This window comes from Caulobacter sp. Root655, from assembly GCF_001427665.1.
GTDB lineage: Bacteria > Pseudomonadota > Alphaproteobacteria > Caulobacterales > Caulobacteraceae > Caulobacter.
This window is the reverse complement of record NZ_LMHC01000023.1, coordinates 39173-51944: the sequence shown is the minus strand read 5'-3', so window position 1 is coordinate 51944 and position 12772 is coordinate 39173. Positions and strand designations below refer to the sequence as shown.

Here is a 12772-nt window from a genome sequence, read left to right as displayed (position 1 = left end):
GCCTCAGGCACGAACGAAGGGGGCTGAGTTGCGATGGGCGTCATCCAAGGTCGTTGACCGACCTGCGCCGCCGTTGCCGATCAGGACCGTCAAAGCGCCCGTGGTGAGCACGCCCTTGTGACAGGTGGTGTCGGTTATGCGCGCGGCCAGCGATCCTTCGATGGAAACGGTAGGCGAGCCGGATTCAATCTGGGTTACGCCGCCACAACCCAGCTTGTCGCCCTTGCGGGCCGCGGGAAGCCCTTCGATGAACACGGTCGCCGCCCCGGTGACAATGGGGCTCACGCCCACCATCGGACACGCTTCCAGATCAGTCATTCTTGACGCGGGCGGCACTATCCACCTCAACAGAAGCGGCTACGAGCGAAGCGGTCCGGTCACGCTCGCCCCCCGAGTCCGGGCGCTGGCCGATCCATGTATGGCGCGACGTTATCGTTCGCGTGACGGCCGGACAATCCTCTAAATTGCATTGAAATTCACGCTGGATCTTCAGTGGGGCAAGAACTCCGCCGCGTGCTCGGCCACCGCGGACGGTGTGGCTGAGGCCTGGATGAGGACCATTTGACCGCCGTTCAGTAGAAAACTCATCCTGAGCTTGTCGAAGGGCGAGGTTTTCGGTCCCGAAGGCGGAAGACGGAGAACGATCGATGGTTCTGGAACTCTTCGCGGCGCTGATGCTGCAGGCGGCCGATAAACCCGTTCCCGCGATCACCCGCGAGGCCGAGACCGTGCGTCGCTATGACGGCGACGCCGGCCAGGGCGCCGCCGTCGGCCCCAACGACGTCTATGCGGTCAGCAACTTCAAGCTGGTCCGCTTCGACAAGAAGACCGGGGAGAAACGGGCGGAGTGGGTCGGCGAGAAGGCTCGCTTCCCCCACATCAACTCATGCGCCGTGATCGCCAAGGACCTGGTCTGCGCCAGTTCCAACTTTCCCGGCACGCCTCATGTCAGCACCGTCGAGGTGTTCGATCCGATGACCCTGGCCCACAGGCGCAGTATCTCGTTGGGCCTGGGTACGGGCTCGGTCACCTGGATCGACCGCCACGACGGCTTCTGGTGGGCGATGTTCGCCAACTATGACGGCAAGGGCGGCGAAGCGCCGCGTGACCACCGGCACACCACCCTGGTGAAGTTCGACGACCAGTGGCGGCGGCTGGAGGCCTGGGGTCTTCCGGCCATCGTGCTGGAGCGCATCGCGCCGATGAGTATCTCGGGCGGCGGCTGGGGTCCGGACGGCAAGCTCTATCTGAGTGGCCACGACCTGCCGGAACTGTACGTCCTGCGGCTGCCCATGGGCGGCGGCGTGCTGGACCACGTCGAGACCTTGGCCATGGAGGCCGAAGGCCAAGCCATCGATTGGGATGAGAGCGATAAAGGCATGCTCTACGGCATCACGCGGCGGACCCGAGAGATCCTCGCCATGCGGGTTCCGCGCCCGCGATAGCGGCTTTACAGCCGTCGATCCGCCCGCGGGGAAGGCTGTCGATTTTCCGCGCTAGCCTGGGCCAGGGCGCCCATGCGGGTGTTCTCCCGTGGCGAGCTCATCGACGCCCGCCTGTCCGGAGCGCCGCGCCCGAGCGGACTATCGACAACCATCTGAGCAAGTCGCGCGAGAAGCTGGAAGCCGGCGGCGCGGCAGGCGCCGCCGCACGCCCAACGAAGTCGGGCGATCGACATTCCGCGGGGCCTCGAAGGGGGCCCGAAGGCGTCACTAAAACGGGCTCTTCGCACGGCATTATACGTATATCGTATAAGATATTTGACATAAATCATACAATCATGCCTTCCTGAAGTCGAAGCGCGTCTATCGGAGGCGCGACGTTGGAGGGGACTTCCATGCGCAGCAGACTGGCGCGTCTTGATCTTTTGGCGGGAGCCGCGGCCGTCGCGTTCCTGTCGGTCGTGGCTGGGGTTCCGACCGCTTTCGCCCAAGAGGTCGCGACGGCGGACGAGCCGGCGACCCTGGATGCGGTGGTGGTGACGGGGTCGCGGATCAAGCGGCCCAACCTGGTCTCGGCCAGTCCGATGACCGTCGTCGGCGGTGACGAGATCAAGTACCAGGGCGCCACCTCGATCGAGAGCGTGCTCAACCGCCTGCCGCAGGTCACCGCCGACTCCAACGAGAACGGCTCGAACGGCTCGGACGGCACGGCGCGGGTCAACCTGCGCAACATGGGCTCCAGCCGCGTCCTGGTGCTCGTGGACGGCCAGCGAATGCTGCCGACCGAGACCGCCGACGTGAACTTCATTCCCAGCGCCCTGGTCGATCGGGTGGATGTTGTGACGGGCGGCGCGTCGGCGGTCTACGGGTCCGACGCCGTGTCCGGCGTCGTCAATTTCATCCTCAAGAAGGATCTCAACGGCGTGCGGCTGGACGCCCAGTACGGCATCGCCCAGCACAGGAACGACAGCAGCTATCCCAGGTCGCTGATCACCACGGCGGGCTACAAACTTCCGGAGAGCTCGGTCACCGACGGGGCGCGGACCGACGTCAACCTGGCCTTCGGGATGAACGCCCCGGACGGCAAGGGCAATGTCACCTTCTATGTCGGTTATCGCGAGCTAAAACCGGTCACCCAGGACACCCGCGACTATTCGGCCTGCGGCCTCAACCTGACCGGGCCCCAGAGCAACGCCCTGGTCTGCGGCGGCTCCAGCAACAACGAATACGGCCTGTTCAGCCTGCTCAGCGGGCCCAATGCGGGGCTGACGCTGAACAACACCAAGGACGGGAACAAGACCTGGGTCCCGTACGACAGCTCGTTCCTCTACAACTACGCGCCCAGCAACTACATCCAGCGCTCGGACAGCCGCTATACGGCCGGCGCGTTCGCGCACTATGAAGTCAGCAAGGCCGCCGAGCTCTACGGCAGCTTCATGTTCATGGACGACCACACCTTCTCGCAGGCGGCGCCGTCCGCCCTGTTCCAGGGGACGACGTTCAAGATCAACTGCAACAACCCGCTGATGTCGGCCTCCCAGGCGGCGACGCTCTGCGGGGCGACCGCCGGCACGGACGTCAACCAGGACACCTTCATCGGCTACCGGTTGACCGGGCCGGGCAGTTCGCCCCGGCGCGACGACCTGCGCCACACCGCCTACCGCATCAACTTCGGCTCGCGCGGCGAGATCGCGCCAGGCTGGACCTATGACGCCGGCTTCCTCTACTCGCAGGTGGTGCTCGACGAGAGCTACAAGAACAACGTCGACAACGCCAAGGCGGCCAAGGCCCTGCAGGTGGTCAATGTCAACGGGACGCCGACCTGCAAGTCGGTGGTCGACGGAACCGATCCGTCCTGCGTGCCGATCGACGTATTCAAGTACCAGGGCCTCAGCGCGGCGGCCTACAAGTACCTCTATGCCCCGACCTACACCCACGGCGTGCAGCGCGAGAAGGTGCTGAGCGCGACGGTGAACGGCGATCTTGGCCAGTACGGGATCAAGAGCCCGTGGGCCAATGACGGCGTCGCCCTGGCCCTCGGCGTCGAGCATCGCCGCGAGGAGCTGAAGTTCGAGGCCGACGCCCTGGCCCAGGCCGCTGGCACCAAGGAAAACGCCGGGGCCTTCAGCGTCAACGAGATGTATGGCGAAATGGACCTGCCGCTGGTCCAGGACGCGCCGTTCATCAAGAGCCTGTCGGTCAATGCCGGCTATCGGACGTCGAAGTACGACTACCTCGACAAGCGGGTCTCGACCTACAAGGTCGAGCTGCAATATGCGCCGACCTCGGATGTGCGGTTCCGGGCCAGCTACAACCGCGCGGTGCGGGCGGCCAATATCAGCGAGTTGTTCGCGCCTCAGTCGCTGGGCAATGTTTCGGCGAAGGACCCCTGCGCGATGTCGACGCTGGAGGCGTCCGCCGCGGCCTGCGCGCTCACCGGCGTCACGGCCGCCCAATATGGCAAGATCCTCCCGTGCCCAGCCGAAACCTGTGTCACCCAGGGCGGCGGCAATCCTAACCTGAAGCCGGAAGTGGCCGACACCCGCACGGCCGGCGTCGTGCTGACCCCGCGCTTCCTGCCGGGCTTCTCGATGTCGCTCGACTATTTCGACATCTATGTCGACAAGTATATCGGCTCGGTCGACGCCCCGACCGTGATCAAACAGTGCACCGAGACCGGCAATCCGTACTTCTGCAGCCTGTTCCATCGCGACCCGACCTCGGGCGTGCTGTTCGGCGACCGCGGCTATATCGTCGCCACCAACCTGAATACGGGCTTCCTGCAGACCTCCGGCGTCGACGTGACCAGCAACTACCGCCTCGACCTGTCGTCGCTGACCAAGGGCGGCGACTGGGGCAGCCTCGATTTCAGCTTCGTGGGCACCTACCTCAACAGCCGCAAGATCGAGCAGTTGCCGGGTCTGGGCGCCTACAACTGCAAGGGCCTGTTCGGTCCGACCTGCGGCCAGCCCAATCCGGCTTGGCGCCATCAACTGCGAACGACCTGGACCCTGCCGTGGGTCCCCGCCACGATCTCGGCCAACTGGCGCTATTTCGGTGGGACCAGCCTGTCGAGCAACGACAGCAATCCCTCCCTGCATAGCCCCGACTACATAGAGATCAATCGCAAGATCAAGGCCTACAGCTACTTCGATCTGGCGGCGACCTGGAAGGTGCGCGAGCAACTGGCGCTGCGGGCGGGCATGAACAACGCCTTCGACAAGGACCCGCCGGTGATCGCGGCCGGGCTGCTCAGCTCCTTCGGCAACGGCAATACCTATCCGGGCGTCTACGACCCGATGGGCCGGACGCTGTTCGTGGGCCTGACCATGGACTTCTAAGGCCTCCAGCTTCCCTCGAGGATCGGCGAAGGTCTCGCTGGTGCTCGAGGGTCATCTCCCCCTAGGTGAACTCAACAGCCACCGCGCCCAGCGCCGGTGGCTGTCTTTTTGCGTGATGAAGCGTCCCTGATCATCCTGAACCCTCTCCCGRYGGGAGAGGGTCGTAGTGTCGTCCATCCCCGCGATTTACGGGATAGAGGGCGGTCAGGTTCAACGATTTCAAAGCCCTACGATTTTCTCACTTTTTTCCATGCTCACCCTCTCCGGTCGCCCCAATAATGATCTCACCTGAAGGCACGGGGAGGGCGCACGTACGGCGACCGATGCGGTCTTCGGGGGTGGTCGAGCGGGAAGGCTTGTCCGTCGTGTCCCACAGGGACGTCCCAGGTCGGTCCGGAGCAGGTTCGCCTCAGTCGCGACGAAGCTGCGGCGCCCGGGATAGAGGGAACAGGCCAGCAGGCATGGGCTGAAATCGCCCATGCGGTCCAGGGCGCGCCAACGTCCTGCCCGTCGGGGGCCTCCATCGGAGCGGGTTAAAAATCCGCGATCCGAAGGCTTCCGGATAACGGCCGCGCGAAGCGCCTGAACTTCGTCGAAACGGTATTCAAAACTGCAAATCATCCGGGCGAGGCCCGGGCGCTTCGCACCCTCCCCCACAAGCTCAGCGGGCTTTCCGCGTGAGAGATCCTCCCCCTGTGGGGGAGGTGTCGGCGAAGCCGACGGAGGGGGGAGTATTCGGCGATGGCCAGATCCCGGATCGACGATCCCAAACCTCCCCCCACCGATCGCTGCGCGATCGCCTCCCCCACAGGGGGAGGGTCTTGATCCCCTGAGCGGCAAGTCGCCAACGAAAAGGGCCGGCCGCTCAGCCGGCCTTCGTCGCGGTGTCCACCGGCGCGTGATGATCGGTTTCGTCCGAGCCGTGCGACCACTTCTTGAGGACCGGGGCCAGGGCCAGGAAGCCCAGGCCGATCACCATGGCGATGCCGCCGATCCAGTTGAACACCATCAGCGACTTGGCCAGGGCCGCGCTCGGGTCGAGCACCTGGCCGCCGACCGTCTCGGTGGCCGTCAGGCCGGCGATGAAGCCGCCCACCTTGCCGGCGATCGACACGGCCATGAACCAGACGGCCATGACGAACGACACCATCGCCGCCGGCGACAGCTTGGTCATCTGCGACAGGCCGACCGGCGACAGGCACAGCTCGCCGGTGGTGTGCAGCAGGTACATCAGCAGCAGGAAGGCCAGCGGCATGCGGAAGACGCCGTCGACGAAGTGCGCGCCCAACTGCAGCAGCAGGAAGCCGGCGCCGACCTGCAGCAGGGCCAGGCCGAACTTGACGACGGGGTTCAGATCCTTGCCGCGCTGGCCCAGCCAGGTCCACAGGAAGGCGAAGACCGGGGCGAAGATCAGGAGCCAGCCGGAGGCCAGGGCCTGGGTCTGGGCGGCGTTGAAGCTGGTGTTGACCCAGAAGGTCGAGGCCTTGTCGACGCCTGCGGCCGCCAGCTGTTCGGGCGTGGCCAGGGTGACGGCGCCGTTCAACAGCCGCACCGGATTGGCGACCAGATCGAGATCGACATTGGTGGCCGCGAACAGGTTGAGCGACGAGCCGGCCTGGTCGAACAGGGTCCAGAAGACGACCGCCCCGAAGATCAGGAACACCGCCAGGCCCAGGCGTTCGCGTTCGACCTTGTCGCACTTGGCGAACATGAACCACAGGATGTAGCCCAGGGAGGCGAGCATGCCGGCGATCAGGGTCCAGTTGACCATCCCCGTGTACCGCACGAGGAAGCACACCGCAGCGACGCCGACCAAGGACAGGATGTAGATCAGTCCTTCGCGGTTCAGCGGGCCCAGCAGCGGCTGATCGAGCTGCTTGGGGGCCGGCGGCTCGCCCTTGCCTTGCAGCAGCGGCTTGCCCAGCACGAAGACCACGAAACCGGCCACCATGCCCAGGCCCGCGAGGCCAAAGCCCGCCCACCAGCCGACGGTCACACCCAGGAGGCCGCAGAGGATCGAGGCCCAGAACGAGCCGAGGTTGATGCCGTAATAGTAGAGGGTGAAGCCTGGATCGCGATGACGGTCGCCCGGCGGATAGAGTTGGCCGACGATGGTCGAGATGTTGGGCTTGAGGAAGCCGACGCCGACGATGATCAGGGCCAGGGCGAACCAGAAGATGTTCAGATAGGCCGGGTCCCGGCCGGTGACGCCCAACTGGTACTGGCCTTTGGGCAGTACGGTCGGGATGGGGGCGGTTTCCGGCAGGCCCTGTATGGCGAAGTCTCCGGTCTTGGAGGCCGTCACCGCATAGGGCTTGTTCTCGACCATCAACTTCGAGACCCGGCCTTCGCCGCGACCTTCGGACACGAAGTCGTAGGTGTGGCCGCGATAGGTCAGGGTCTGGGTGGCGGGCGCGCCCTCGATCGCCATGGTCAGGTGGCCGGCGATCAACAGGACGGCGCCGAAGATCACCGCCTTGCGGGCCCCCAGATACCGGTCGGCCAGGAAGCCGCCGATCAGTGGCAGCAGATAGACGAGGGACGTATAGGAGCCGTAATGGGCGCCCGCCGTTTTCGGGTCGAACAGAAAGTGCTGCGTCAGATAGAAGATCAGGATGCTGCGCATGCCGTAATAGGAGAAACGCTCCCACATCTCGGCGAAGAACAGGATCAGCAGACCCCTGGGGTGATCTCGCAGCAGCTGGATCAGTACGGGGACGCCGGTCAAGAGGGTGACCAGGATACCCATGACGATGACGATGTTCATGGATGGACCTTGATTTGTTCGATCCTGGTCATGTCGATGCGGCTCCCGCGGATCAGTTCGGGGCCAGATCGATCGTGGTCGGCGCATCCGTCAGGGGCAGGGTGTAGGCGCCCCGTTCGAGGGTTGCGCCGGCCGGCCGATAGGGACGGGCGCCCTTGGTGGTGGCTTCCACCAGCAGCCGGGCGGCCGGGGTGGCCGCATCGCGCGGCGCCAGGGTCAGGGTGAGCTTGCCCGTGGCCGGGCTGTAGGCGGCGGCGTCGATCTTGCCGGCCTCCAGGGTCAGCCAGGCGCCGATCGGCGCCACGAAGAGACGGGTGCGTGCGCCGTCCTTCGGTTCGATCCGCACCACGCCGTCGCCCTGGCTGACATTGCCGCCGAAGCCGAGCCAGCCGAACGTCGGGTCGTTGACCAGATAGGTCGCCGCCGCATAGGCGTGGCCGAAGAAGCCCATGCCGTAGTCGCCGCTGTAGGGGTCCCAGGACATCATGTCCGGCGCCGAGTGGAAGGCGGCCGACGAGAACCCCTCCTGGTCGATGTTGGTGACGCCGCCCATCAGGCCGCCATAGGCGACTCGCAGAAGGTGGAGGTCGCCGGGATCGGCGCGGTAGGCGTCGAACAGCGGCACGGCGTTCAGGGTCGAGCCGTAGTGATGGATCTGCCGCTCGATCCGCGGAACCTTGCCGCCGTAGAGGAAGTCCCAATAGCGCCGGGCGTTGCCGTTATAGCCCCAGCTCGGGATTGTCGGATCATAGGCGAGGATCACCTCGCGGGTCTCGTCGGCCTGCTTCTGGTAACCGAAGAAGCGCATCCAGGCATAGACCTCGGCCTGGCCCGTGGAGTCCCAGGCCATTTCGCTGCCGAACGGATAGGGCAGGGTCTTCCAGTGGTCGGCCCGGCCCTTCATCAAGGTCTCGAGTTCATTGGCCTTGTCGGTCATGCCCTCGCGGCGGAGGTCCTCGAGGATGTCGACGAAGACGTCGCCCTCCATCTGGCCGAACTGGGCGTAGTAGGGGGCGTCGCGCATCATCGCCACGGCGGTCATCTGGGCGTGGTCGAGGTACCAGCGCCAGTCATGGGTCTTGACCAGGCCGTCGTGGTTGCGAGCCAGGCGATAGAGCACCCAGTGGCCGATGGCCACGTGCGGATAGTTGTAGGAGCGGCCAAGATCGCCCGCGTCCTTCTTCGACCACGAGGTCCAGCTCTTCCAGTTGGTCTTGGGGTCGTAATAGTCCGGCAGTTCGTCCGGCGCGTAATAGAACAGGCTCTTCTTGATGGCGCCGGCGTGCTCGCCCTCGGCGACCTGCAGTCCGCCGACGATGGTCTCGTTGACCACGCGTTCGAGCTTGGCCACTTCGCCGGCGTCGGGATTGTCCAGTTGCTTCATCATCGCCGCGACCCAGCTGCCCGCGCCGCCTTCGTCGCTCATGCCGGAGATCCAGACCCGCGGATCCTGGGTGACGATCTTGTCGGCCTGGCGGTCGTAGGTGAGGATTCCGGGAGACCGCTTGAACGGATCGGACGGGTCCTCGAACCACTGCCCGGTCGTCGAGAACCGACCCAGGTCGGCCATGGTCTGATCGAGCGGTTTGGTGATGAAGTAGGAGACGGTCTGCACGCTGTCGTCGGCGTAGGTGATCGACAGCGTCGCCCGGCCCCAGCCCGACGCGCGAACGGCGTAGCGCGACCAGCCGGCGCCGGCTTTGACCGCCGTGGCTGTCAACGCACCGGCCGGATAGCTCTCGATCCTGGCCACCGGCTTGGGCGACTTCAGGAACAGCGACGCGTCCTGGTCGGTGGGCACGACATAGCCCGGGATGCCGACGGCGACCGGGCGGCCGTTGGCGACCAGGGTGTCCTCGATCGCGCGAAGGGAGGGCGAGGTGACCAGGCGCACGCCGATCGTACGGCTGGCTCCAGGGGCGAGGGAGAAGCTGGTGGGCGTGTTCCACTGATCTCCGGCGGTCTTCCAGTCCTGCTCGGCGAAGCCCTTGCTGGCGACCGTCCAGTCGTAGAAGCCTTCCGAGGTCTGGCCGCGCTCGCTGCGGTCGGTGAAGATGTCGCCGGGCTTGGCGCCGCGACCGGCCTGCTGGATCGGCCGATAGGCCTCCAGCGGCGTCGCCTTCTCGGGCAAGACCAGCAGGGCCGGGCCCTTGCCGTTGAGGCGGGTGACCTGCAGGTAGCCGGCGTCGCGGCCGATATAGGGATCGACGAAGCTGGCCTGGGCGTGGGCCTCCTCCAGCGAGCGGTCGGTGATGATGTTGTCGAACACCATCGGCAGGCCCAGCCCGCCGACCTCGACGGCTTGTTTGGACGTGTTTGTCAGGACGAAGCGCAGGACCAGCGCCCCGCCTTCGGCGACCCAGCGGCGTTCGACGCGGAGTGGCGAATCCTGGCCCAGGGACGCGGTGATGTCGGCCGCCGCCAAGGTCGCCCCGCCGACCGGCAGGCGGCGGATCGGCTCGCGTTGATGAGCAGAGCTGAAATCACGCCAGGCGCCGCCTTCAGTGCGCAGACGCAAGTGGATGTCGCCAACATGGACGTAGCCGTCGCCCTGCCGCTCGGCTTCCCGGGCGCCAGGGGTGAAATCGAAGCCGGTTTCGACCGTCGGCGACAGGCGCGCCAGGGTCTGGGTGTCGGCGCGCAACTCGAACTGGAACTGGGCGGTGCGATAGGCGGTCCTGGCGATCGGCGCGAAGACCTTCTTGGCCGGCGCCGGCGTCGGCGCGGGCTCCTGGGCCCAGGCCAGGCTGGTCGTGCTCAAGCTCAGCGGGGTGGTGGCCAGCAGCAGGGCGGTCAGGGCCAGCGGGCGAAGGTTCGTCATCGGAGCCTCGTCATTTCGCGGTGTTGGCGGCGATGCGGACGGCCGGCTGCTCGGCCGGCGGCGCTTCGTCGAGCAGATTGCGGGTGAAATAGTCGCGCAGCTTGCGCCAGAAGAACGGCTGATAGACCGCGTGGCTGGTGTTGGGCAGGATCACCAGATCGACGTCCTTGCCGGCCTGGATGATGGCGTTGGCCAGCCGGATGCTTTCGGTGACCGGGACATTGTCGTCGATGTCGCCGTGAACCAGCAGCAGCTTGCCCTGCAGATTGCCAGCCACCGACATGTTGGAGTTGCGCTCCCAGGTCGCCTCGTCCGCCAGGCCCATCGACACTTCTGGCCACCAGGCCTTGTCGAGTCGCAGATCGTGGTTGCCTGACGAGGCGACGGCGACCTTGAAGAATTCCGGTCGGCGCAGCACGAACCGCGCGGCGTCGTAGCCGCCGGCCGAACCGCCGAACACGCCCACCCGGGTGATGTCGAGCGCCGGGTCCTTCGCGGCCATCTGCCGGATCATGGCGATATGGTCGTCCAGCCCCACCTCGCCCAGGTTCTGGTAGGCCGGCAGGCGGAAGGCCTGGCCGCGGCGCGAGGTCCCGCGACCGTCGATCATCACCACCACGGCGCCGATTTGGGCGACGCTATTGCCGGTGGCCGAGACCGAGCCGCGCCAGGACGTCGGGGTCTGGGTGGTGGTCGGGCCGGTATAGACGTTGTCGATCACCGGATAGCGTCGTTTCGGATCATAGCCAATCGGACGGAAGATCATCCCGTACAGCGGGGTGACGCCGTCGGCCGCGAGGCCGGTGAAGGGTTCCGGCGGCAGAAAGCCGGTGGCCCACAGCGCGCTGGGGTCCGCCCGGCTCAGTTCGAGCACCAGGCGTCCGTCGCGCGCGTCGCGCAGCACGGTGCGGGTTGGCTCCGTTGGGCTCGACATCTCGTCGATGATCCAGCGGCCGTCGGGAGAGACCTTGGTCTCATGATCGAGCGGTTCGAGGGTCAAGAGCTTGGGGGCCGCGCCGTCGAGGCCGACGCGATAGAGCGCCTTGTAATAGGGACTGCGATCCTTCTCGCGGCCGACGCCGGTCACCAACAGTCCGTCGCGGGCGTCGACGTGGTCGACCGACAGCACTTCCCAGGTCCCGGTGGTCAGGGCCTTGCCGCCGTCGGGCGTATCGGACTTGACCAGATAGAGCTGGGCCCAGCCGCTGCGCTCGGAGATCGCCAACTCGCCACCGAGAGCGGGCGCCGGCTGCAGGCTCGACGAGGTGACGGTCACCAGCGGCGTGACCTTCTCGCGGGCGACGACTTTCGCCGCGCCGCTGGTGGGATCGGCCGAATAGACGACCAGTTGGCCGTAGCCGCGCTCTGTCCATTGCGCGCGGACATGATCGCCGTCCCAGCTCATGTCGGGCGCGGCGGGGTAGAGCAGGGACTCGGACGGGACGGCCAGCGGCACGATCTTGCCGGCCCCGTCGCGGAAGGCTTGCTCGACGTCGATCACCAGCCGCTGGGCCTGGGGCAGCGTCTCGGCGCCGGCCAGGGGATAGATGTAGGAGAAGCTTCGCGGATAGAGACCGCCGGGGTTCTGCTGCGTGATCGAGAGTCGTTTGACCCCTCGGGTATCGAGCCGCCAGGTCAGGAGGTGCCGGCTGTCGGGAGACCATTGGGCCGAGACGGGCAGATCGGGTTCTTCCACGCCGGCTTTGAGGATCTGCGCGAGCTGCGGGATGTCCCGGCCGTAGGGCTGTTCGCGCGAGCCGTCCGAGGTCAGGGCAACCTGGCGACCGCTCTTGTTGTCGACCACGAACAGGTTGAAGTCGCGGGCGATCACCTTGAACCGACCGTCGGGCGACAGGATCGGATCGAAGGTTTGGGCCGGGACCTCGACGAGGCCGGTCCTGGTCGATTTCCAGCGCTTGTCGGCGGCGGTGAAGATCAAGGCGCCGGTTCGCGGATCGAAATCGACGGCTTCGATTCGCGGCGGAGCGGCGGGCGGCGTCTCCAGGGCAGCCGAGACCTGGCGGATCAGCTCGGCCTCGAGGGCGACCGTCTTTTGGCTGCGGTCGCCAAGGTTCAGATAGGTCATGACGCGCTGGCCAGGCTTGCCGCGGCCATAGAGAACCCCGCGACCGTCGGCGACAAACCGGGCTTGCAGATTGTCGTCGACGACGAATTGGCCCAGGCCGCCACGCATGAACAGGTCCGCGCGCCGGTAGCGCTCGGCGATGGGGGGCGGGCGGGTGGTGTTAACGGCCGAGGCCGAAAGCGAGGTTTCACCGCGGGCGGCCGGGGTGGCCACGAGGCCCAGGGCTAGTGCCGCCAGGCCGAAATGGGCGACGCGAGATCTGGTTTTGATTGTTCTGCCCACCAACATGCCGCGCCCCTCTTCCGATCCTGCACA

At 66.2% G+C, this 12772-nt stretch carries 6 protein-coding genes; 2 read left to right on the top strand and 4 right to left on the bottom strand.

The features are described from left to right. Positions 1 to 3: 3 nt before the first annotated feature. Positions 4 to 318, bottom strand: a complete 315-nt coding sequence (locus ASD79_RS15255) for a PAAR domain-containing protein (RefSeq protein ID WP_082584966.1) — start codon at positions 316 to 318, stop codon at positions 4 to 6. A gap of 356 nt (positions 319 to 674) precedes the next feature. On the opposite strand from ASD79_RS15255, the gene ASD79_RS15250 reads away from it, so the two are divergent. Together ASD79_RS15250 and ASD79_RS15245 are read left to right on the top strand one after the other, a co-directional pair. After that, positions 675 to 1445, top strand: a complete 771-nt coding sequence (locus tag ASD79_RS15250; protein WP_368664869.1) for a hypothetical protein — start codon at positions 675 to 677, stop codon at positions 1443 to 1445. A 392-nt stretch (positions 1446 to 1837) separates the two neighbouring features. Further along, entirely contained in the window at positions 1838 to 4783 is a 2946-nt protein-coding gene (locus tag ASD79_RS15245) for a TonB-dependent receptor (RefSeq protein WP_056723112.1), read from the top strand. 865 nt (positions 4784 to 5648) lie between these two features. Here the strand turns inward: ASD79_RS15245 and ASD79_RS15240 are convergent. Genes ASD79_RS15240 through ASD79_RS15230 form a run of 3 tightly spaced genes read right to left on the bottom strand, consistent with a single transcriptional unit; the run spans position 5649 to position 12745 of the window. Then, positions 5649 to 7550: a peptide MFS transporter gene (locus ASD79_RS15240; protein ID WP_056723111.1), complete on the bottom strand. Its 1902-nt coding sequence runs from the start codon at positions 7548 to 7550 to the stop codon at positions 5649 to 5651. Positions 7551 to 7602: 52 nt separating this feature from the next. Further along, entirely contained in the window at positions 7603 to 10371 is a 2769-nt protein-coding gene (locus ASD79_RS15235) for a DUF5695 domain-containing protein (protein WP_056723109.1), read from the bottom strand. 10 nt (positions 10372 to 10381) lie between these two features. Then, positions 10382 to 12745, bottom strand: a complete 2364-nt coding sequence (locus tag ASD79_RS15230) for a DPP IV N-terminal domain-containing protein (protein WP_056723107.1) — start codon at positions 12743 to 12745, stop codon at positions 10382 to 10384. Positions 12746 to 12772: the final 27 nt, after the last annotated feature.